The organism is Rhodococcoides fascians NBRC 12155 = LMG 3623, from assembly GCF_001894785.1.
Lineage (GTDB): Bacteria > Actinomycetota > Actinomycetes > Mycobacteriales > Mycobacteriaceae > Rhodococcoides > Rhodococcoides fascians.
This window is the reverse complement of the sequence record NZ_BCWW01000017.1, coordinates 1-21,965: the sequence shown is the minus strand read 5'-3', so window position 1 is coordinate 21,965 and position 21,965 is coordinate 1. Positions and strand designations below refer to the sequence as shown.

At 60.6% G+C, this 21,965-nt stretch carries 17 protein-coding genes; 16 read left to right on the top strand and 1 reads right to left on the bottom strand.

Annotated features, from left to right (window positions below):
• The first annotated feature begins 7 nt into the window (after nucleotides 1-7).
• From RFA01S_RS24670 to RFA01S_RS28455, 11 genes are all read left to right on the top strand, one after another.
• Complete coding sequence (locus RFA01S_RS24670) at nucleotides 8-340, top strand: hypothetical protein (protein ID WP_015586153.1); 333 nt, start codon at nucleotides 8-10, stop codon at nucleotides 338-340.
• Nucleotides 337-765 (top strand): hypothetical protein, encoded by a 429-nt coding sequence (locus RFA01S_RS24665; protein WP_015586154.1) that lies wholly within the window; start codon nucleotides 337-339, stop codon nucleotides 763-765. Before RFA01S_RS24670 ends, RFA01S_RS24665 begins: the two co-directional genes overlap by 4 nt.
• A gap of 302 nt (nucleotides 766-1,067) precedes the next feature.
• Nucleotides 1,068-1,748, top strand: coding sequence for a hypothetical protein (locus RFA01S_RS24660; protein WP_052049379.1), 681 nt, complete (start codon nucleotides 1,068-1,070; stop codon nucleotides 1,746-1,748).
• Nucleotides 1,738-2,517: an A24 family peptidase gene (locus RFA01S_RS24655; RefSeq protein ID WP_015586156.1), complete on the top strand. Its 780-nt coding sequence runs from the start codon at nucleotides 1,738-1,740 to the stop codon at nucleotides 2,515-2,517. The genes RFA01S_RS24660 and RFA01S_RS24655 overlap by 11 nt, the downstream gene beginning before the upstream one ends.
• A gap of 76 nt (nucleotides 2,518-2,593) precedes the next feature.
• Nucleotides 2,594-3,343: a hypothetical protein gene (locus RFA01S_RS24650; RefSeq protein ID WP_015586157.1), complete on the top strand. Its 750-nt coding sequence runs from the start codon at nucleotides 2,594-2,596 to the stop codon at nucleotides 3,341-3,343.
• Nucleotides 3,344-3,421: 78 nt separating this feature from the next.
• Nucleotides 3,422-3,853 (top strand): hypothetical protein, encoded by a 432-nt coding sequence (locus RFA01S_RS24645; RefSeq protein ID WP_015586158.1) that lies wholly within the window; start codon nucleotides 3,422-3,424, stop codon nucleotides 3,851-3,853.
• A gap of 36 nt (nucleotides 3,854-3,889) precedes the next feature.
• A complete protein-coding gene (locus RFA01S_RS24640) occupies nucleotides 3,890-4,198 on the top strand; it encodes a hypothetical protein (protein WP_015586159.1) in 309 nt (102 codons plus the stop codon).
• A gap of 168 nt (nucleotides 4,199-4,366) precedes the next feature.
• Nucleotides 4,367-5,257, top strand: coding sequence for a hypothetical protein (locus tag RFA01S_RS24635; protein WP_015586160.1), 891 nt, complete (start codon nucleotides 4,367-4,369; stop codon nucleotides 5,255-5,257).
• 25 nt (nucleotides 5,258-5,282) lie between these two features.
• Nucleotides 5,283-5,450 carry a hypothetical protein gene (locus RFA01S_RS27955; protein WP_155289036.1) on the top strand — a complete coding sequence of 56 codons (168 nt, stop codon included), beginning with the start codon at nucleotides 5,283-5,285 and terminating at the stop codon, nucleotides 5,448-5,450.
• A gap of 145 nt (nucleotides 5,451-5,595) precedes the next feature.
• Complete coding sequence (def, locus tag RFA01S_RS24630; protein ID WP_015586162.1) at nucleotides 5,596-6,162, top strand: peptide deformylase; 567 nt, start codon at nucleotides 5,596-5,598, stop codon at nucleotides 6,160-6,162.
• Between the two features lie 191 nt (nucleotides 6,163-6,353).
• Nucleotides 6,354-7,034 carry a helix-turn-helix transcriptional regulator gene (locus RFA01S_RS28455; protein ID WP_015586163.1) on the top strand — a complete coding sequence of 227 codons (681 nt, stop codon included), beginning with the start codon at nucleotides 6,354-6,356 and terminating at the stop codon, nucleotides 7,032-7,034.
• Nucleotides 7,035-7,046: 12 nt separating this feature from the next.
• On the opposite strand, the gene RFA01S_RS24620 is transcribed toward RFA01S_RS28455, so the two are convergent.
• On the bottom strand, nucleotides 7,047-7,895 hold the full coding sequence (locus tag RFA01S_RS24620) for a UbiA family prenyltransferase (RefSeq protein ID WP_015586164.1): 849 nt from the start codon (nucleotides 7,893-7,895) through the stop codon (nucleotides 7,047-7,049).
• A 308-nt stretch (nucleotides 7,896-8,203) separates the two neighbouring features.
• On the opposite strand from RFA01S_RS24620, the gene RFA01S_RS27345 reads away from it, so the two are divergent.
• The 5 genes from RFA01S_RS27345 to RFA01S_RS24595 all read left to right on the top strand — a co-directional run.
• Nucleotides 8,204-8,515, top strand: coding sequence for an MbtH family protein (locus RFA01S_RS27345; RefSeq protein ID WP_015586165.1), 312 nt, complete (start codon nucleotides 8,204-8,206; stop codon nucleotides 8,513-8,515).
• Entirely contained in the window at nucleotides 8,487-9,794 is a 1,308-nt protein-coding gene (locus RFA01S_RS24610) for a lysine N(6)-hydroxylase/L-ornithine N(5)-oxygenase family protein (protein WP_441344164.1), read from the top strand. The genes RFA01S_RS27345 and RFA01S_RS24610 overlap by 29 nt, the downstream gene beginning before the upstream one ends.
• A complete protein-coding gene (locus RFA01S_RS24605; protein WP_202902192.1) occupies nucleotides 9,791-10,453 on the top strand; it encodes an FMN-binding negative transcriptional regulator in 663 nt (220 codons plus the stop codon). Before RFA01S_RS24610 ends, RFA01S_RS24605 begins: the two co-directional genes overlap by 4 nt.
• Nucleotides 10,454-10,799: 346 nt before the next feature.
• Nucleotides 10,800-11,984, top strand: a complete 1,185-nt coding sequence (locus RFA01S_RS24600) for an NAD(P)/FAD-dependent oxidoreductase (protein ID WP_015586168.1) — start codon at nucleotides 10,800-10,802, stop codon at nucleotides 11,982-11,984.
• A gap of 99 nt (nucleotides 11,985-12,083) precedes the next feature.
• Nucleotides 12,084-21,965, top strand: a 9,882-nt coding sequence (locus tag RFA01S_RS24595; RefSeq protein WP_139278537.1) for a non-ribosomal peptide synthetase, incomplete at its 3' end; no start/stop codon positions are given.

The window sequence follows — 21,965 nt, the reverse complement described above, 5'->3', positions numbered from 1 at the left end:
CAACCACATGTCCCAACACGGCAACAACAGCAAAGCCCTCTCCGACGACGATCAGATGGCGCTGATCTGGATCGCCCCACTCGCAGCCACCATGGCTCTCGGATCCGCAGGCCTGTGGTGGTCGACGGCAATCGCCTGGCTGGTCGAGCACTCCATTCTGATCGCCAGCGAGGCATCCCCGATGGTGCAGATCCCAGCATCGGACGGTGCCGGGCTCGACGGTCGACGACTGATCATCGCTCTCGCCGTCGTCGTCGCCCTCGGTGCCGTCGCGATCAGCGCCGGCCGCTCGGCCTACTCAGCCCGACAGGCTCGACTGCACCGAGGAGACCGGGGATGAGAACGAAAGCCACCAGTGGTCGCCGCGCAGAACTACGCGCGATCGCGAGCAGAGAATCGTTCACGATGCCGCTCGGTCAGTGTGTCCGAGACAGCAACTGGGCCGCCCGCGAAACGGCGGTCGCAGAGCTGCTGCAGTCACGGATCCCACGTCTCGAACGGCGCCGGAAAGCAACCGTCGCTGCAGCGCATCTCCTCGAATCGTGCGAGACCTGCCCGCTCGCGGCCTTCGTCGCATGCCGCACAAGAGCCGAGGCAGATAGCTATACCGGCGTCGCGGCAGGCGGACTGTACGACCGAGGAACTCTCATCACCGAAGAAAAACGACCCGACGGTCTGGACGCGATGCACTCCCGCGAGGTAGTGTCCCCAACATCTGATGTGCGGTCTGACCAACCGCATCAACTGAAAAGGGATGCACCATGACTGACGTCGACGTGGTTTCGCGTACGCAAAACAATCTTTCCCCCGCACTGTGTGATGCAGTGCCCGATAGCAATACAATGAATCCTGACCGGAATACCGGTTCATGGAGTCGCTCGACGACGTCGAGGGGTGGTTCCTTCGGCCCGACGAGCGACGGCAGTGACGCTGCGCGTGCGCGACGTCGCTCCACTCCCGCGGCGGGATCTAACAGAACATCCCGCCGCGGGAGTGCCTCGTCGGTACCCTCCGGACCCGCCCGCCGCCACCTGCTGTCGTTGCGGCTCGGCGGTATGCCCGACCAAATGATCCTCGATCTCACGAAGCTCAGCCTCAGTGATGTGGAGACAGTCGCCAACCACAAATGCTTCGAGACCACCGCAAGCATCTCGAAAGCTATTCTCGACGTCACCTTCCACCCCACCCGGGGACGGGCGATGACCTTAGGTGTCGGAGCTCAGCGACGGATCCGGGCCCTCGTCGCGATGGGCTACTCGGTGCAAGCGCTGTCCGAACTGACCGGGCTGTCGGTGCCCAAGCTTTCGACGTTGCCATCGGATCAAGTTGTCCCCAGTGAACTCTGGTCCGTCATCAACGACGTCTACGACCAGATCTCCATGACACCCGGCCCCGACGAGCAGGTCCGGAATGCAGCCCGTGAGCAGGGATGGGCGACGCCTCTTGCTTGGGACGATGACGAAATCGACGACCCCCGAGCACGTCCACATTCGCCCCGAGGCATCCGCGGCGTGGACGAGGCGGCCGTCTACCGTCGCCTGTGCGGCGAATGGAGACTGCCGCTCACTCTTGCAGAGCAAGCCGAGATCGTAGGAATTTCGCTCCGTCGGCGGTGGTCAACCGAGCACCTGGCCGACGTACTCGGAATCGATCTCGACTCAGCGGTGAAAAAGAAGGTCCGCTACCGTGCCCGGATGGCCGTGCACGCCGCTCGCTCCGATGGTGAACGAGAAGCCGATGTTGCGTAGCGACTACGTCAGAAGTGTCGTGGTCGCTCTGGCGGCAGGCGTCCTATGGGCCTTGATCGAGGCGTCGTCGGCATCCTGGGCCAGCACTCAGGCATCAACTGCTGCGACTGTCGGCCGCGTCTCGATTGTCGCGATAGCAGTGATCGTCGGGGTAGCTCTGTCGGCCGCGCTGCGGACCACCGTCATCGCGGTGTGTGCACGGGTCGAGATCTCCGTCGACGAGGCGGCGCTGGGGACGAAAATTCCCGTCATCGTCTCCGGTGTCGTGTGGGGCGTCATCTCCGCTTTCGTCAGTACTCCGACGAGTGCGCCGCCGGCGGCAATGCTGTTCTTGGCTCTGGTAGTGCCCTGGATTGCGTGGATCGACCAACGCGTGCAACGGATTCCGACTGCTCTTGCGTATCTGGCCGCCAGCGGAACTGCAGCAATGATCTTGCTCACCGGTGTCGTTCACGGCACCTGGGGCGCGGTCGGTCGCGCCCTTCTGGCCGGCCTGGCCGCCGGCATATTGTTCTTCGCGCTTGCAGTGCTTCTGCGCGGCGGAATCGGTATCGGCGATGCGCGACTGGTGGTCTCGCTCGCGATGGTCCTAGGCTACGTCGGCTGGACATCCCTCGGTGCGGCGCTGGTGTTCTCGATCCTGACGGCTTTCGTCGGAGTGATAGTCGTGCGGGTCCTTCGAGCGATCAGATCCGAGCCTGCACGGTCGCATATCGCGCTGGGCCCGTACCTCGCACTCGGCACCGCGCTCACTCTCGTCGCATCCTGATCCGCCTGCGCGCAGTTGCGTCCTGCTTTTTCTTCCCTCCCCGAACTCGACAGCTCCCGAAGAGGTGATTGCCATCATGGCGAAGACACATCAGACCGCATGGACAGCCATTGCCGCAGCCGTGATGGTCGCTGTGGCGGCCGCGGCTGCCGTGGTGATCACGACGGATCACCACGAGGCCGACACTGCGCCACCACCACCCCAGGTCTTCCACGACGTCATCACCGTTGCGAGCCTTCTCGACGCCCTGCCCGTCGTCGACGATATCGACAGCACGGCCAGGTGGCCCGACGGTCAGCGCTTGGCGGAACTTCTCGTGCGGCCGCCAGGCAGCGATCACGGATGCGACACCAGGAACATCGCATTGGCAGCGGAGCTCGAGGCCGTCACATTCGCTGCCGGAACGGACAATTGCGTTGTGGCACAGGGCGTGTTGAATGATCCATACACCGGTGTCACCGTCGAATTCGATGCAGCATCTGAGAAAGATGCTGCAGCAAGCGATTACGTCTACCCGCTGGACGCGGCGTGGGCGTTGGGTGCTGCTGCATGGGCACCCGAACAGCAGCAACGCTTTGTCAGCGACGTACAGACCAACATCATCGTCGCCAGCGCGCAGGCAGTTGAACATCGAGCCCAACGTGGGCTTTCTCAGTGGCATCCGAGCAACGACGACCTCGCATGTGCATTTGCGGCGAAATATCTTCGTGTGGCGCAGACATACGCCTTGCCCATCACCCGCGGTGATGCTGTCGCGGCCACGCAACTCTGCGGTCTCGGCAACACCGCGGTGACAACTGCGGGCGAGACCGAACCGGCGAACTGACCACACGATCGGCCACACAAATCTCCTCCCCAAGAGGAAATGAAAGTCCCTCGCACACAACATGAAAGAAGGAATCTCATGCCCAAGACCGCCGACCAGGCCGATGCAACCACCCGCGAGATCCTCGGCCCGCAGTTCACCGCAATGCGCAACCTTGTCGAAGCAGCCGAGAACAGCCGGCAGAAGGCCGAAGCAGTCGCCAAAGCGCAGGCCGAACATGTCGACTCGACCGCCGAATTCATCGTGGCCTACGACGCCGCCAAAGCTGCAGGCTTCACCACCGCCCAACTGAAGAAGGGCGGCTACGTCCGGCCATCACTGAAGGGAGTCGCAAAACCGGCCACCAGCAAGAAAGAACCCACGCAGACCCCGCCGGCAGAAACCGCCGCCACCGGCGGCGAACCCCACGGGCACGACAGTGGGCAGCAGAACCATGCCGCACCGGCGTCGGAGGAACACCGGAGTGATCACCACAACGAGCACGGCGAGCACGACGCCATGGCGAGCTGACATGACATCCCGTCGACAACCAGAGGGGGCTGTGCGATGAGCACCGACCGAACCGACGCGATCACCCATATCGAGCTGGCCTGCGACGTCTGCGCGCTGGAACCCAGGGACGGGGGAGCGGGACCGCGGGGCGCATGGTGGGCGGTGGCCATGAAAGATTGCTGCGCCGGCGGACAGCTCATGGCCCACCTCGCGTGCGACGAGCACTTCTTCGATCTGATTTCACAGAAGCTGCCCGGCGTATGCACGAGTTGTGGCCACCTGAGCCGGACCCTGTCCGACGTCGTCGATGTCGCATGGACGATAGGAACCGGAACCGACCTGCCCGGCCGGCCGGGACGATGACCCAAGCTGTCGCACTGCTCGGTGGAGGCGTCCGCCGAGCGTGCACTTGCTGCAGCGCTGTCGAATACTTCGGCGGCGCTGCAGGTCGAGTCGGTACCGCCGCCCCCCGCGGGGCCGCAGTACCGACTCTGTATCCGGGACCGCAAGACCCCCTCCGGGTGAGGTCCGATGTCCTCCGCGCGCCGTAGTCGTAACCGCGTCACCCCAGACGGGGGCGCGTTCGACCCCGATCGAGGATCCAGCGGAGAGCTGGAGAAGAAGCAAGGGGTGGTGCTCCCGCACGCATCCTTCGCCGACCGAGCCGCGAATCGCGAGCATGCCCGCGGCCTCGATACCGACATCGAAGGACTGCCCGGTCTGACACGCGCGCGCCGCGACCTCGAACGCGCCTTCCCCCGCAACACCGCCGCGCCGATCACGAACGAACGAAAAAGACGTTCGCTGCCGGCCGCGATCGAACTCCGTCGAAGCCTCAGCGCCCGCCAGCGCAATGCGCGATCAGCCACCAAAAGGACTGTCGAGCAGAGCGTTCCCCGAGCCCAGCACCGTGCGATGAGCACACTGATCGGAGATCCAGAAAATTGGAAACGCACCAACGACGCATTGTCCGATGTCAACGGTGATGCAGTTCGGCTCGACGACGACCAGCGCCGCCACATCCAGAGAGTCGACCGCGCAATCCAGCGATACGAGCGTGAGTCCGGACGTGGACACCTGGTCTACACCGTTGTGAGCTTGCCCCACGCCGTCATCCATCCATCCGAGCTACCCGAGACCCTCTCACCCGGCTCGGTCATAGCTTTCGACCGCTTCACCGGCGCCCGCCACTCGATCCACGAACTCGACGCACACAGCCATCCGACGGACGCCGTATTCGAGATCCAAACAACACGAGGGCTGTACCTCGGAGCATCGGACAAGGGCGACGACACGAGCCACCTCCTCCCACGGGGCACCCGCTACCGAGTCGTCAACTCGCACTTCGTCCCCTACGAGCGACCAGGTCAGAGGGTCAGGGAAAGGCTCGTCGTGCAACTCGAAGACATCGACACGGACTGACCATCAGCGAAAGGAACAAACAGACATGCCCACCGAAAAGGCCTCACCGCCACCACACCGACGAGAACGCCGCGCACCATGGCAATTTCATCCAGACATCATGCCGCGCGCCGACTTTCGCGCCGTCCAAGCCGAAGACCCCCAGACCGGACCCATCGACGGAGCCATCGACACCGGCGAAGAATCGGAATAGAGACGGTCACTTGTCATGGGCCCTGCGCGATCGGATGCTCTCGTCGAGCCACTCCGCACCATGATGACGGCCACAAAACGTGATACGCGCCCAAAACAAACCTCATCGGTTGCTTCTAACGTAGCCAGGGTGGAGCATACGAGTCATGCCTGTCTCTGAACTTCTGCGCCTCGGCAATGCTCGACCAATCGTCCGATGGGGCGACCCTGTCCTGCACACATCGGCTCGACCGGTGACCGACTTCGGTCCTGATCTGCAAAGTCTGCTTGCCGATATGTTCGCGACCAATACTGCTGCGGACGGTGCCGGCCTCGCCGCTCAGCAGGTAGGCATCGACCTTGCGGTGTTCATCTACGATTGCAGTGACGAGACCGGGACACGGCGAACTGGTGTCGTCTGCAATCCGGTAGTCGAACTCGCCGAAGGAAACGATCGACACCTCATCGATTTCGGTGAAGGATGCTTGTCCCTCCCCGGCGCATACACCGACCTCGCACGGCCAGAGTTCTCTATCTGTCGAGGACAGGACCAGTACGGTAACCAGATCGAACTCAACGCAGGCGGCACGCTCGGGCGTTGTTTCCAACACGAAACCGATCACATCAACGGTATCGTTTTCGGCGACCGCCTCTCGAAGCGCAAACGTAAACAGCTCTATCGTGACCACGAGACGGTCTCTGAGCAGTACAGCAACGATTGGCCAACACGATAGATTCTGCTCCGGAAGCAGTGACCGCTCTGCTCCGCCTACCCACCCGGTGACGTCAAGACCTTCACGAAGCCTGACATTCATCTACACGAAACAGTAGGTCGAACCCTCAACGCATCCATGGCTCGCTATTGCACGGCAACGGACCATATGGTCTTGTATCCTGGGCTAGGGAACAGGAGTTCGGGGAACATATGCCTTACGCAATGGCTGCGGCGTCGCTACGGGCCGCGATTCCAGAGGTAGTGACGGCGTACAGAACCACTTTGCTACGCGAGAATAGTCCCCTCGGGATCAATCCGGGGGTGTGGTCACAGTGCCGCCGCCAAGCACTGGCAATCCTCAACGAGTGCGTAGATGCATTAGGCCTTCCCACGTCTTCGACTACTCGGTCGGCGATTCCAGACGAGTACACCCGGTTGCTCGGCTCGCATCGAGCCCTACAGGCAATACCGGCTTCGGAGTCCGTGCGAGCTGTGGAGATTCTGTGGTCATCCCTTGAGCCTGCAATAGAGCTGGCCGCCAAAGAGGCACCCTTGACACACCGACCTGGGGTCTGGAGACGCATCAACGCCGCTTTTCGCCTTGCTGCCGGTGGCCGCCTTCACACGGGCATGCTCAGCTACGAGGAGACCCGAGGCCATTTGAGGGACAGGCAACTTCGAGTGCTTGAGGCCGCGTCAGACGCATCTTTGACCAACCGGGAGCTTGAAGTCTTGGAGGCTGTGGCGTTCGCGATGACCAACCGGCAGATCGCTCGCACTCTGAATATTTCAGAGCTCACAGTCAAGCGGCATCTGTCCAACGCCTATCTGAAACTTGGGGCGTCGTCCCGTATGGACGCGTTGCACAGGCTATTCGGCAGCCGCATCTAGCGGCCCGCAATTTCATACCGCGCGCACCAGGAGGGTGCCGAGCATCGCGAGGTTTGCTGCGTACTGGGTGGCCATGAAAGCGCGGTACCCGCAGCGCCGTGCCTTCAGGTCATAGTCGTTCGCCCGCGCGCATAGCGCCATCACCCAGAGAGCTCCAGCAGTCAACGGCAATGTTCCGAACAGTGCGAGCGGTGCCCATAGCAGTGAGGCGATCGGTGCGCATACTCCAACGACAGTCGTTCCGAATATGGCCAGCCGCCGTGCAGAGCTGAGTCCACGTTGCGCTGCCAGAGTGCGCCTCCCACCAATGGCGTCCCCGTGGGCATCGGATAGGTCCTTCACGACCGCTCCCACCAACGCCATCCATGTTGCCATCGATGCGCAGAAGACTTGTTCCGTACGCCCAAATCCTCCGCCGCCGGCGGCCGCTCCGGCAGCATAACTTGCCCAGCCGAGGCCGAATATCACTACAGAAGAAGACAAACTCCAACGCTTGGCAGCCAGTGGCGGTGCCGAGTACACCCACCCAAGCGTCAGGAAGGCGAAGGTCCAGCACCACATCTCGCGCCCCGCAACTGCAGCCATCAGCAGGGCTGTGATCGCCGTAGCCACGCTGACCCACCGGGCTGTACGGACTGCCAGTTCCCCCCGCGCAATCGGTCGCTGCGACGCGTTTGCCACATCCTCAAGGACGTCAGTCACACCATTGAACAAGTACGTCGATATCACGACGGCCCACCAGGTCAACGCGCCGGCCGCTAATTGTCCGACACCGACAGGCCCTGCAGTCGCTGATACGCCGGCAATTCCAACCGCGAATCGAAGCAGATAGACACCTTGGACCTGCGGTCTGGCCTCCACGAAGCACAACCATGCATTTCTTGCGGGACTCGACGCGCCCCCAGGACGACCTACCTGTGTGCCGTGCTTGACCGACTCACACCGATACGACCACCCATCTGACACAGCCGGAGCCTAGCTGTCGCAGTGCACGAAGGTTTCTGCCCGGACTTGTCTTCGCTAAAACTACATCCAAAGTTGTAGTTTTCTGAGGTATTACCTACTCCCTTCGTGCCACAAAGGGGACCAACGTATTCGCTGCTAGGCAGACTCGACTGGTACCGAAATGCACAGCAGGCGTACTGCAACTCTCCGAGTAAGCGAGGACCATGAGCAATCCGTTCGACGATGAAGACGGCAGCTATTTCGTTCTCACCAACGAGGAGGGGCAGCACTCTCTCTGGCCGGTCTTTATCGACGTCCCGGCCGGTTGGTCAAGAGTGTTCGGCGAGGCCAAGCGGACTGCTTGTCTGGAGTACGTCGACACCCACTGGACCGATTTGCGCCCCAAGTCACTCGCCATTGCTCAGGCCGAAAACCGCAGCCAGACAACTAATGTCGGACCAACTATGCGGCCGGGAACGACCAATTCGGTTGAGGGCATCCCAGCCGATGCCTACCACAACGAAATTAGGTCGTAGCTCGATGGGAGCACAGTCAGGCTCGTCCGTCGCGGACGTTGTTGGGGTCGGTTTTGGACCCTCCAACCTCGCTCTCGCGATAGCTCTTCAAGAGTCCATCCAGCCCGGACCGGTGCCGGCAAAGTTCAGCATGAAGTTCTACGAGCTCCAGCCTCGTTTCGGCTGGCACCGTGGGATGCTCATGGAGGATGCGACCATGCAGGTCTCTTTTCTCAAAGACCTTGCCACCATGCGCAATCCGATGAGTCGGTATACGTTTGTGTCCTACCTCCGAGAGAAAGAGAGAATTGCTGAGTTCATCAACAGCAAAACTCTCTACCCACTGCGGGTGGAGTTTCATGACTACCTGGAGTGGGCAGCTAGCCAATTTCAGTCAAACGTCTCGTACGGGTCCGAGATCAAAGACATCCGACCAGTAGTCGAGAATGGCGTGGTGGAGTACGTCGATGTAGTCGGCCCAGATGACGTTGTTCAGCGGGCGCGGAACATCGTGATCGGAATGGGTTTGACGCCTCGACTTCCCGATGGTGTCAACAGATCTGAGCGGATCTGGCACAGCTCCCAACTGCTGGGCAGAGCAGCCGCAGTTACATACGTCCCTCAAAATTTTGTCGTCGTGGGCTCTGGCCAAAGTGCCGCCGAAGTTGCTGACTACCTTCATCGGACTTTCCCTCGCGCCAATGTGCACACCGTCCTGTCCCGCTACGGCTACAGCGTCGCCGATGACAGCCCGTATGCGAATGGAATTTTCGATCCGGAGGGAGTTGACCGGTTCTTCTCCGCTCCGACCGACGAGAAGCAGAGGCTCCTCGAATACCACGCCAACACCAATTACTCAGTGGTCGATCTCGATATTTCACAGTCGCTGTATCTCAAGAGCTACCAGGAGAAGGTCCTGGGCAAACAGCGGTTACGGATGATCAACACCTCGCGCGTCACATCCGTCGACGAGGACACAGACGGCGTACGGGTCGAGGTCACATCCTCGGCCACCGGTCTGACCCATACCATCGAAGCAGACGTGATCGTCTACGCCACCGGCTACCGGCCAAGTGACCCGGCACCGCTACTCCAGGGCCTGATGCGCGAATGTAAGCACGACGAGCAGGGACGGCTCAGCGTGGGACGCGACTACCGAGTGACGACGTCGGATGCGGTGCGCGCCGGTATCTATGTGCACGGTGCCAGTACCGAACACAGCCATGGACTTTCTGCTGGTCTCCTGTCCAACACTGCAGTCAGATCCGGTGAAATCGCCCAATCCATTCTCAGGAGATGACCATGTACGTCCCCCGGATCTACAAGGCAAGTGATCGGACATGGCTGCGCCGCGTGGTTGCGCAGTACCCTTTTGCGGCTCTGATCTCAAACGGCCCCAAGGCCCCGTACGCCACCCATTTGCCAGTCATCTGTGCTCCCTGCGCCCCTTCAGAGAGCGAGGACTTAGAAGGATCGACACTGTTTGGGCACATGAACCGGGCCAATCCCCACTGGGACTCGCTCGTCGACGGTGCGGATGCCCAACTTATTTTCACCGGGCCTCATGGGTATGTCACCCCAAGTGTCTACCAACGCGATTCTGTAGCACCGACCTGGAACTACGTCTCGGTACATCTCCGAGGAAAGCTGCAACCTGTTGCCGATTTCGAGGAGACGCTCAAGGTCGTTCAATTGACAGTCAGTACGTACGAGCAGAAATTCGGCAGCGGGTGGGAGATGGACAGTTCGCTGGACCACTACCGAAGGATCGGTCCGGCTGTGGGTGCATTCAGTTTTGAGGTGGAATCGGCGGATGGCATGTTCAAGCTCAGCCAGGAGCAGAACCTCGAGACCAGGCGACGGGTGGCGGACCACTTCAGCGCGAACCACGCCGGGCGAGGCAAAGAACTAGCTTCGTTCATGCGGGAGTACAGCCATGGTGACTACAACAACTTCTGATGGGGACATGTCGGACGCACCGACGGAACCCACGGCCCGGGAGCCTTTTGCGCCAAAAGAGCATTCCGTGCCCGCCATTTGTAAACCTTCAATTTCGCACCGGCTCAGCCATTTCGGCCTGGTCTGTTCATCGGTTTACGGATGCAAGCGGAGTTTATAAATTGTGCTACTGCTCTCACGCACCTTGTCCGCCGCCATTCCGACTCGTCGAGCAGGTCAATCGTTCTACCTTCGGAATGAAGTTGGGATTCCGGGGGATTGCTTCCGGACCAAAATCCGGCAAAAGAGCCGACCGGCGAACGTGACCAAGTCGGTGTCATCGCCAGAGAAAGCCAGAAGGTTGGTAATGGATTACGACGTTGTTGTTGTTGGGGCGCGATGTGCCGGCGCTTCGGTGGCACTGCTGTTAGCCAGACAGGGGCGAAGTGTTCTGCTGGTCGATAGGGCCTCCTTTCCGGCGGACACCATGTCCACGTTGTATATCCAGCACCCTGGGGTCGTGAGACTCGCACAGTGGGGGATGCTCGATGATGTTGTGGCCTCCGGTTGTCCGCCTTTGGGCACTATTAGTCACGATGTGGATGGACTGAGTCTGATCGCTGCTACCCCGGCGAAGGACGGTGTTAATGCCGCTTACGCACCACGGCGGTACATACTCGACGATCTACTCATTCGAGCTGCCGTGTCAGCGGGCGCGGAGTTCTCGGATCGGACGTCGGTCCTAGAATTGATTTGGCACGACGAACGCGTCGCCGGAGTTCGCCTCCGGAGTGGAAATTCGACCACATCGGTGTCTGCTCGATTGGTTATTGGGGCCGACGGTATGCGATCAAAGGTCGCGGAACTTGTTCAGGCACCGATCCTCCGATCGGCACCCATAGCAAGCTGCGTGTACTACACCTTCTGGCAAGGCTTGCGAACAGGATTCGGATTCCATGAGCGAGTCGGCCGCTGGATAGCCCGTATTCCAACACATGACGACCTGACAATTGTGGCAGCTTACCTGCCGCAGAGCGAATTCTCGGTCGTTCGGCGGGACCCGCAGAGGGCGTACTTGTCCGCGATCGAATCGACAGCGCCGGATTTATACGAACAAATTATGGCACTCGACCGAGTGGATCGGTGGTGGGGTACGGGGGACCAACGCAACTATTTCCGTAAATCGCACGGTCCGGGCTGGGCATTGACGGGGGATGCGGCTCACCACCTTGACTCGATCAGCGCCCGCGGCATCACCAATGCGCTGATTCAAGCCGACCTGCTCACCGATTCTATTTCCGGGGTGGATGTCGGGAACTCGGTCGCAGTAGATGAGGCGATGGTGCACTTTGCACTGTCGACAGGAGCTGTTCTAGAGGAGCCGTACATGAGTACTCTCGCCCTGGCGAAGCTTCAACCGACGAAGTCCCGGTTGCGCATGCTGCATGCCATTGCCAATTCGCCCGAACTTACATCTCGGTACTTCGGTTTGGTTTCGGGGGCCATCGGGATGCGCGAATTTATGTCGGCCGAGCTCGTCGACTTGTTGTAGCTTGCTGATGAAATATTTCGGGTCTGAATCTAACGCTGAGGGTGGTCACCCGAGTGGTTCGCAAGGAAGTGTTTTGCTGGGCGCTGAAAGGGTTGAGCATTGATCCCGTTGTCTTTTGCGCAGCGTAGGCTGTGGTTTATCCACCAGTTGGAGGGATTGTCGTCAACTTACAATATTCCTCTGGTCTTACGCCTGACTGGTGAGCTCAGTGTTCATTCGCTGGGCAGGGCAATCGGCGATGTCGTGAGTCGACACGAAAGTTTGCGGACTGTTTTCCCCTCCCATGAGGGTGTGCCGGAGCAGCGTGTTCTTGGCTCGGCCGACGCAGACTTCGGCTGGGACGTAGTCGAAGCGTCAGGGTGGTCGACAGACGCGTTGAACGATGCAGTCGCACAGGCAGTGGGATACAAATTCGACCTCAGCTTTGAGATTCCGTTCCGAGCGCAGCTCTTCAGACTATCGGCCGATCAGCATGTATTGGTGCTCCTGATGCATCACATCGCGTCAGACGGCCAGTCCCTCACGCCCCTCGTACGCGACGTCGGGCTGGCGTACAGGGCCCATGTGGGCGTAGAGGTGCCTGCCTGGGTGCCGTTGCCATTGCGATATCGGGATTACACGCTCCGTCAGCGTGAGTCGCTCGGCGACGAGTCCGACCCCGACAGTGCGCTGAGCCGGCACCTCCTTTACTGGAAGAACACGCTAGCCGGATACGAGGGGCGGCTTGAGCTCCCAACCGACCGCCCTTATCCGGTCGTGGCCGACTATCGAGGCAATCGAATCCCCATCGAATGGCCCGTGTCGATGCAAGAGCAGGTGCGACAGTTGGCCCGGGAGCATCGTTCTACCGGCTTCATGGTGATTTCGACGGCGCTGGCGGTGCTGTTGTCCGAACTAAGCGGCACCTCCGATGTCGCTTTCGGTGTTCCAACTACGGGCCGACGTGACGCTGATCTTGCGGAGATGGTCGGTTTCTTCGCCAACACAGTAGTGCTCCGCGTTGATGTGTCTGCCAGTTCGACGTTCCGTCGCCTCTTGCAAAAAGTACGGGACGCGGTTTTGGACGCATTGGCCCACCAGGATGTCCCGTTCGACGCGCTGGTGGATCTCGTCAAACCTGCTCGGTCACAATCGCATCACCCACTGGTCCAGGTCATGCTCGGATGGCAGAACCAGATCTCCACGGAGTTGGACTTGCCGGGGGTGCTGGCAGAGGCGGTACCCACCATTTCTCGACAGGCCCGGATGGACTTGACCTTCAGTCTCCGGGAGCGGTACTCCGAGTTCGGCGAGCCGCAGGGAATCGACGGAGTGGTCGAGTACCGCTCTGATGTCTACGACGCTGCATCGGTCGAGACCATGATCGTCAGGCTTGGGCGAATCATCGCCGAGATGATCGCCGTGATCGACCAGCCAGTCATCTCGATCGACGTACTAGACAGAAACGAACACACTCATCTTGACCGCCTGGGCAATCGTTCTGCGCACTCTCAGACTGCCGCCAGTATATCCATAGCCGAACTGTTTGCAGCACAGGCGAATCGAGCGCCGGAAGCGCACGCCATGGTTTTCGAGGATCAGGTATGGACTTACAGGGAAGTTGACGAGGCCTCCACGCAACTGGCACATCTACTAGCCGTTCGTGGGGTACGCGGAGGAGAAGTTGTTGCTCTCATGCTCCCGCGTTCCAACAAGACAGTAATCGCGATCCTGGCAGTGTTGAAACTGGGCGCAACCTATGTACCCATTGACATCAAGCACCCCGATGAGCGGGTGGCGTTCATCTTGGGCGATGCCGCTCCAGCTGCCCTCGTGACCACTGCCGAACTGACTTGCCGGGTAGACTGTTTTGGTATCGAAGTTGTGGATGTCGACGACGCGATTGCCGTGCAGCCGGTTACGGCTCTGCCTGCGCCAGAGGCCGGCCAAGTCGCGTACATCATCTACACCTCCGGTACCACCGGTGTCCCCAAAGGGGTTGCCGTTACCCAGGCGAGCGTCACGCGATTGTTCAGCTCGACGGCTCCGGGGTTCGTGCCGTCCTCAAACCAGGTGTGGTCACTCTTCCACTCCTACGCGTTCGATGTGTCGGTATGGGAGATGTGGGGCGCGCTGCTACACGGTGGCCGACTGGTTGTCGTACCTGGAGAAATTGCCCAGTCCGCCAACGACTTTCATCAACTACTGCGAGACCAGAACGTATCCGTTCTGAGTCAGACACCGTCAGCATTTTATGCTCTGCAGGCAGTCGACATGCGCCGGCCGGGCGAGTCTCGGCTGAGCGGTCTAGAAGCGATTGTCTTCGCAGGCGAAGCTCTCGAACCGTCGAAGTTGCGACCTTGGCTAGATCAGCTGGATTCCTGGCCGCACCTGATCAACATGTACGGCACCACAGAGACCACCGTCCACGCATCGTTCCGGAGGATCGTTTCTTCTGACCTCGACAGCCATGTCAGTCCCGTGGGCGGTCCGCTTGCTGACCTTGCCTTCTTCGTATTGAATACCGGTCTCCGCCGCGTGCCGGTAGGAGTAGTCGGAGAGTTGTATGTGGCAGGTCATGGTGTCGGCCTGGGCTACTTGAAACGCATGGGGCTGACGGCGTCGCGGTTTGTTGCTTCTCCGCTCGGCCCGCCGGGCTCGCGGATGTACCGGACGGGTGACGTAGTGCGGTGGAACCGCGAGGGCGAGCTGGAGTATGTGGGCCGCTCGGACGACCAGGTGAAGATCCGTGGTTTTCGTGTTGAACCGGGTGAGGTCGAGGCTGCTCTTTCCCGTGTCGCGGGGGTGGAGCGCGCCGCGGTCGTGGTGAGGTCTTCGAGTTCGGGCAAGCAGCTGATCGGCTACGTCGTACCTGCGGAGACCGGTCCAAAAGTAAATGGTGCTGTGGTGCGTGGTGATGTGGCCGCGCACCTACCGGAGTACATGGTCCCCACAGTGGTGATGATCGTCGATGACCTACCGCTTACGGTCAACGGCAAGTTAGACAAGCAGGCATTGCCGAATCCAGAGTTCGCAGGCGGATCCTACCGAAATCCGTCGACCTTGGTTGAGGGAATTTTGGCTGAAATCTTTGCGCGTGTGCTGGACCTACCGCGGGTAGGGGTGGACGACTCGTTCTTCGACCTCGGCGGAAATTCGCTATCGGCGATGCGAGTGATCGCGGCCGTGCAGGAGTCGTTTGATTCATCGATCGGCGTGAAGGCGCTCTGGGAAGCCTCAACGGTATCGGGGTTCGCACGGTTGGTGGGTGGATCGCCGGGTGGCGGCGTGGCATGGGTCCCAGTAGCTCGTCCCAAGCGATTGCCGTTGTCGTTCGCTCAGCGTCGGCTGTGGTTCATCCACCAGATGGAAGGGCAGTCGGCGACGTACAACATACCGCTACTGATTCAGATTACCGGTTCTTTGGATGTCTGTGCGCTGCGCGCGGCGATCGCTGATGTTGTGGAGCGGCACGAGAGTCTGCGGACAGTGTTTCCAGCGGTGGCTGGTGTGCCGGAGCAGCGTGTCCTTGCAGCTGAGACTGACTTCGACTGGGACATCATTGACGCCACCACCTGGACGGAACTTCAAATATCCGACGCAGCGCGTGTTCGGGGTCAGCATGCTTTCGACCTAGCCGAAGACCTTCCTTTCCGCGCGGCGCTGTTTGTCGTGTCTGCCACTGACCATCGTCTGGTCGTGGTCATGCACCACATTGCAGTCGACGGGGGGTCACTTCCTCCGCTCCTGCGTGACCTATGGAGCGCCTACGGAGTCCGCGCTGCGGGCGAGTCGCCTTCCTGGTCGCCACTTCCCGTCCAGTACGCCGACTACACGCTTTGGCAACACGCTCTGCTGGGTGACGAAGCGGATTCGCAAAGCGTGCTCGCCGGGCAGTTGAAATTCTGGGAACACGCCCTGAAAGATCTACCCAGCAGGTTGGAGCTTCCCACGGACCGGTCGTACCCGGCGGAGACCGACACGAATGGGGGTCGAGTCGTCGTCGACCTGCCCGCGGATTTCCATGAATTGGCGCAGCGGATCGCGCGGGAACGCAATGCGACGACGTTCATGGTGATGTCGGCGGCGCTTTCGGTGCTGTTGGCGCGTTTGAGCGGGAGCGCGGATGTGGCGTTCGGGGTGCCGACGGCGGGGCGGGGGCGAACCGAGTTTGACGGCATGGTCGGGTTTTTCGTCAACACGCTGGTGTTGCGTACGCGGGTTTCAGCCGAGATGAACTTCGGTGATTTGTTGGAGGAGGTACGGGAGCGGAGCCTGGACGCGTTCGCGAACCAAGATGTGCCGTTCGATGCGCTTGTCGAGCGCCTCAATCCGGTCCGTACGCAGGCTCACCATCCGTTGATCCAAATCCTGTTCGCCTGGCAGAACGACCCGGTCCCCGACATCTCGGTGCCGGGTCTCGACGTGGAGACGGCGTCAGTCGACATCGGAGCCGCTCGAATGGACCTGGCATTCAGCCTGCGCGAGCGGTTCACTGCGGACGGTCAGCCCGATGGGATCAGCGGAATCGTCGAGTACCGCACCGACATCTTCAACGCCGAGACCGTAAAGCGCATGGCGGCTCGGTGGCAGCAGCTATTGATTGCGATGGCGGCGGGCCCGGATCGTCCTTTGGCTTCGTTCGACATCCTGGGTGAGGATGAGCTGACGCAGCTGGACGTACTGGGTAACAGGTCGGCTGTGACGGAGTCCGTTGCTGGCGTGTCGATTCCGGAGTTGTTCGCCGAGCAGGTGAGGGTGCGGCCGGACGTCATAGCGGTGGTGTTCGAGGGTCGGTCGTGGACGTATCAGGAGTTGGACGACACATCGACGCAGTTGGCTCATTTGTTGGCTGGGCGTGGGGTGGGAGTAGAGGACGTTGTTGCACTGTTGCTGCCACGTTCGGAACACACTGTGATAGCCATACTTTCGGTGCTGAAGCTGGGTTCTGCTTACTTGCCGATCGACATCAACACCCCTGACGAGCGCCTGGCATTCGTTCTACAAGACGCTGCGCCGGCCGCGATTTTGACCACGGTGAGCCTCGCTGGTCGCGTCAGTAAGTCCGGGGTCCCACTGATAGATGTCGAGGATCCCAAGGTCGCTGAACAGCCGACGACGACGTTGCCGGTGCCGAATGCTGACCTCCTCGCGTACATCATCTACACCTCAGGAACGACAGGCACACCCAAAGGCGTCTCGGTCACCCACCGCGGCGTCAATGACCTCATCGCTACCCACATCGCGCGCCTCGCCAATGTCGAGGACCCGACCACCGGCACTCTGGAACCCCACCACCACGTATGGACGCTGTTCCATTCATACGCATTCGACTTCGCGGTCTGGGAGATGTGCGGCGCGCTTCTGCACGGGGGACGGCTGGTCGTGGTTCCCGAAGAGGTTGCCTACTCTCCTTCCGATTTCCATAACCTGCTCGTAAACGAAGAAGTAACGGTGCTGACCCAGACACCGTCGGCGTTGGCACGGCTGTCTCCCGAGGGGCTACCGTCGATCGCGCTACTTCTACTCGGGGGAGAGACGTGCCCAGCCCAGCTAATCGAGCGATGGGTGACGCCTGAGCGAGCCGTGATCAATGCTTATGGCCCGACCGAGTGCACCGTCTACGTTTCGATGACCGAACCGCTAGTCCCTACAGGGGCAGTGCCGATCGGTGCCGCTGGCTCCGGCACTGCGTTGTTTGTGTTGGATTCCGGTTTGCGGCGGGTTCCGATCGGTGTGGTTGGTGAGTTGTATGTCGCGGGGCGGGGTGTGGCACGCGGTTATGTGCGACGGCCGGGCTTGACGGCATCGCGATTCGTCGCGTGTCCGCTCGGCCCTTTGGGTTCGCGGATGTATCGCACCGGCGATCTGGTTCGTTGGAATCACGACGGCGAGCTGGAGTATGTGGGTCGCTCTGACGATCAGGTGAAGATTCGTGGTTACCGCATCGAAATCGGTGAGATCGAATCGGTGCTCCGGACGGCCCCCGGAGTAGGACAGGCTGCGGTCGTCGTCCATGAGGACCACCCAGGGTACAAACGGCTGATCGGCTACGTCGTTCCCCACACAGACTGGGCGGGCGAGTTGGATGGCAACCAATTGCGCCGCTTGACCGACGCGTGGCTGCCCGAATATATGTCGCTTGCGGCGGTCGTGGTCCTCGATGCATTGCCCATGACGAGTAACGGCAAGCTTGACAAAAAGAGGCTTCCGGTACCTCAACTAGGACAATCGAACCAATACCGAGCACCGACTACTCCACTCGAGGAGAGCCTGGTTGACATCTACGCGCGCGTACTGAATGTGGAGAAAGTTGGAGTCGACGATTCGTTCTTCGATCTAGGCGGCGACAGCATCTCGTCCATTCAGGTGGTGTCCCGGGCCCGGCAAGTCGGTTTGTACTGCAAGCCCCGCGACATCCTGGTGGAGCGAACCGTGGCACGACTTGCCCACGCTCTCCAGCTCTCGGTCCCGGAGCAGTCTCTCCTTCGGCCGGCTGAGGCTGGGCCCGTCACGGCAACGCCGATCATGCGGTGGCTGGCATCTCTCACGGCACCGACAGACGAGTTCAACCAAACCATGTTGTTCCAGGGGCCGCAGCAGGCGAAGTACAGCGACGTGGTGTTGTTACTACAGGCATTGGTCGATCGGCACGCCATGCTCCGGTTGCAGGTGGACAACGCCCCGACTGAGGACGCGGACAACTGCATCGTCCTACCAACAGGCTCGATCAGCGCAGCCGACTGTGTAACCCCCGTCGTGGACTTCTCCGATACCACGTTTGCCAATGCCTTGAGCCGTCTTGACCCGCGTCGAGGAGCCATGGTGCATGGGCTGTGGGCTGAGCGCACCCGCCAGCTGTTGCTCATCGTCCACCACCTCGCGGTCGACGCGGTCTCCTGGGGAATCATCCAAAGGGATCTCGCAACGGGTTGGCGCTGCCTCACCGAGCGGCGAGAAATTACCCTGGATGCCAGCGGCACCTCGTTCCGTGAGTGGTCAACGATGTTGGCGCAGTACGCTGCCGAGCGGAAAGTCACTGACCAGCTTCCGCATTGGCAGCGCATTGAAGCCGTTGCCACCCTGCTGCCCAGCCCGCACCCGACTCCTGGTATCTGGCGCGATGTGGAGCATCTGTCGGTCAGCATCGACACGGAGCTAACCGAAGTGCTGGTAACCGACGTGACTGCGGCTCTGCACATCAACGTTCAGGATCTGCTGCTCATCGCACTCGGTTCTGCCCTCGCTGAACAGCACCAGCACTTCGACGTCCCTTTCCGCATCGACGTGGAGAGCCACGGACGTCGCGATGAAATCGGCAGTGGGATCGATTTGACCAACACCGTCGGATGGTTCACCGCAAAGCACCCGGTCGCTTTGAACGTCGTACCCATGGACCGTGACACTGTTCTGACCGGGGGCTCGGACATGGGTATCTGGATAAAGGACGCCAAGGAACAGCTGCGTGCCCACCCCGACGGAATCACCTACGGTCTTCTCAAGTATCTAGGCACCAACAATCTGTCTGGCGTAGATCCCGCCATCGGCTTCAACTACCTCGGCCGGCGCAGCGTGAGCCAGCTCGACGCACCCCTCGAAGATTGGCGGATCCTCGGACCGACTGAATCGCCTGATGCTCGACGCTTTGGTTCCCGCTCGATGCTGTTGCCGCACACAGTCGGCATCAATGCAGCCGTGCTAGCCGAAGGTTCGCAGTCAGAACTACACGTGTCCTGGAGTTGGACGAGCACACAGGTGGATCGCTCCTATATCACCGAGCTGTACGCGCGCTGGTATGACGTTCTAGCTGGAATTGCGGCGTACGTGCAGAACGGCGGCGGAGGACTGACTCCCTCCGACGTCCTGCCGGCGGTGGTCAATCAGCGGCAGATCGATCAACTCGCACAAATCGTGGAACCAGCAGACCTTCTCCCGCTGACTCCGCTTCAAACCGGGCTGCTTTTCCATCGCCGTTCCGGCAGTAATGAACCCGTAGAGCTGTACACCGTGCAACTGGGTATCGAGATTGCTGGCGTACTCGACGTGCCGCGCTTGCGCGAGGCCGCTCATACAGTCGTCGGACGCCACCCCAACCTAATGGCTCGGTTCGTCTCCGAGGGTTTCCCCGAGCCGGTGCAGATCATTCCGACACGCCCAGACATACCGTGGACGGTAGTTAACGGCTACGAGTGCGATCAGAGGCTGCTGGATGCAGAGCTCGCCGCCTGCGGCAACCTCGTAGATGAGGCACCGCTACGGATTCTCCTTCATCAGACTGGGACGAATAAGCACACGCTGGTGCTATCCGTCCATCACATCGTGGTGGACGGTTGGTCAATCCAGATTCTGCTCAAAGAGATGTTCGCCGTCTACGAACGGGAGACTCTGGCACCCGCGCCCACCTTCCGAAATTACGTCGAGTGGCTATCCGCCCAGGACTGGAGCGCGGCGCGGCGGCATTGGCAGAAGCTGCTGGCGGGACTTCAAACGCCGACCTTGTTAGATCCAGGAGATCGCTTCACTGATGCGCGATCGCTGTTGCGAGTCGACCTCCCTATCGACGTCACGCGTTCTGTTGAGCAGTTGGCTCGCTCGCAAAACACGACCATGAACATCGTGCTACAGGCCGCCTGGGGCCGTCTGCTGGGCGCATTGACTGGCAGCGGAGACGTCGTCTTCGGCACTACCGTATCGGGGCGGCCAGCAGAACTGTTCGGCAGCGAGTCGGCGGTGGGCATGTTCATCAACACCGTCCCGGTAAGAGCATCCCTGACCGCGACGACGACCACGGCTGAACTGATCGGCATGCTGCGGGACGACTACCACGATGGGCTAGACCACCAGTTCGTGGCCCTGGCCGATATCCAGCGCGCCGCGGGACATCAACAACTGTTCGACACCCTCTTCGTCTACGAGAACTACCCACTGAGGATGTCCGGCGGGCAGCTCGAGACAAACGGACTGAGCGTACGCATAGCCTCAAGTCGCGAGTTCACTCACTATCCAATCGCCTTACAGATCTGGCCCGGTCCACAGCTGAGGGTGCGGCTGGAATACCGCATGGCGGTCCTCGACGAGCGGTTGGCCAAGCAAATCCTGGTATGGCTCCAGACACTATTGATTGCGATGGCGGCGGGCCCGGATCGTCCTTTGGCTTCGTTCGACATCCTGGGTGAGGATGAGCTGACGCAGCTGGACGTACTGGGTAACAGGTCGGCTGTGACGGAGTCCGTTGCTGGCGTGTCGATTCCGGAGTTGTTCGCCGAGCAGGTGAGGGTGCGGCCGGACGTCATAGCGGTGGTGTTCGAGGGTCGGTCGTGGACGTATCAGGAGTTGGACGACACATCGACGCAGTTGGCTCATTTGTTGGCTGGGCGTGGGGTGGGAGTAGAGGACGTTGTTGCACTGTTGCTGCCACGTTCGGAACACACTGTGATAGCCATACTTTCGGTGCTGAAGCTGGGTTCTGCTTACTTGCCGATCGACATCAACACCCCTGACGAGCGCCTGGCATTCGTTCTACAAGACGCCAAACCAGCAGCAATAGTGACAACGGTAGCGCAATTGCACCGGGTCGATGAGAGCAAAGTGGCAGTCGTGACCCTCGGGGGCAGGGTCACCGTCGAACCTCCCACTGTCACCTTTCCATTCCCCCATCCAGAACTGACGGCCTATGTCATCTACACCTCAGGAACGACAGGCACACCCAAAGGCGTCTCGGTCACCCACCAGAACGTGACGCAACTGTTCACCAGACCCGCACGGACGTCCGAATTGTCGCCAGGACAGGTGTGGTCGATGTTCCATTCGTACTCGTTCGATGTGTCGGTGTGGGAGATGTGGGGCGCTCTGCTGCACGGTGGCCGCTTAGTCATAGCCTCTGAGGACACGGCCAACTCTGCCACCGACTTTCATGACCTACTTGTGAACGAAAGTGTTTCGGTTCTGACCCAGACCCCGTCCGCCCTCGGCCGGCTGTCACCGCAGCGGCTGAGCGCATTG

Coding starts and splice junctions, on each gene's coding strand:
- RFA01S_RS24670 (WP_015586153.1), top strand. CDS start 8: ATGTCCCAACACGGCAACAACAGCAAAGCCCTCTCCGACGACGATCAG.
- RFA01S_RS24665 (WP_015586154.1), top strand. CDS start 337: ATGAGAACGAAAGCCACCAGTGGTCGCCGCGCAGAACTACGCGCGATC.
- RFA01S_RS24660 (WP_052049379.1), top strand. CDS start 1,068: ATGATCCTCGATCTCACGAAGCTCAGCCTCAGTGATGTGGAGACAGTC.
- RFA01S_RS24655 (WP_015586156.1), top strand. CDS start 1,738: ATGTTGCGTAGCGACTACGTCAGAAGTGTCGTGGTCGCTCTGGCGGCA.
- RFA01S_RS24650 (WP_015586157.1), top strand. CDS start 2,594: ATGGCGAAGACACATCAGACCGCATGGACAGCCATTGCCGCAGCCGTG.
- RFA01S_RS24645 (WP_015586158.1), top strand. CDS start 3,422: ATGCCCAAGACCGCCGACCAGGCCGATGCAACCACCCGCGAGATCCTC.
- RFA01S_RS24640 (WP_015586159.1), top strand. CDS start 3,890: ATGAGCACCGACCGAACCGACGCGATCACCCATATCGAGCTGGCCTGC.
- RFA01S_RS24635 (WP_015586160.1), top strand. CDS start 4,367: ATGTCCTCCGCGCGCCGTAGTCGTAACCGCGTCACCCCAGACGGGGGC.
- RFA01S_RS27955 (WP_155289036.1), top strand. CDS start 5,283: ATGCCCACCGAAAAGGCCTCACCGCCACCACACCGACGAGAACGCCGC.
- def (WP_015586162.1), top strand. CDS start 5,596: ATGCCTGTCTCTGAACTTCTGCGCCTCGGCAATGCTCGACCAATCGTC.
- RFA01S_RS28455 (WP_015586163.1), top strand. CDS start 6,354: ATGCCTTACGCAATGGCTGCGGCGTCGCTACGGGCCGCGATTCCAGAG.
- RFA01S_RS27345 (WP_015586165.1), top strand. CDS start 8,204: ATGAGCAATCCGTTCGACGATGAAGACGGCAGCTATTTCGTTCTCACC.
- RFA01S_RS24610 (WP_441344164.1), top strand. CDS start 8,487: ATGCCTACCACAACGAAATTAGGTCGTAGCTCGATGGGAGCACAGTCA.
- RFA01S_RS24605 (WP_202902192.1), top strand. CDS start 9,791: ATGACCATGTACGTCCCCCGGATCTACAAGGCAAGTGATCGGACATGG.
- RFA01S_RS24600 (WP_015586168.1), top strand. CDS start 10,800: ATGGATTACGACGTTGTTGTTGTTGGGGCGCGATGTGCCGGCGCTTCG.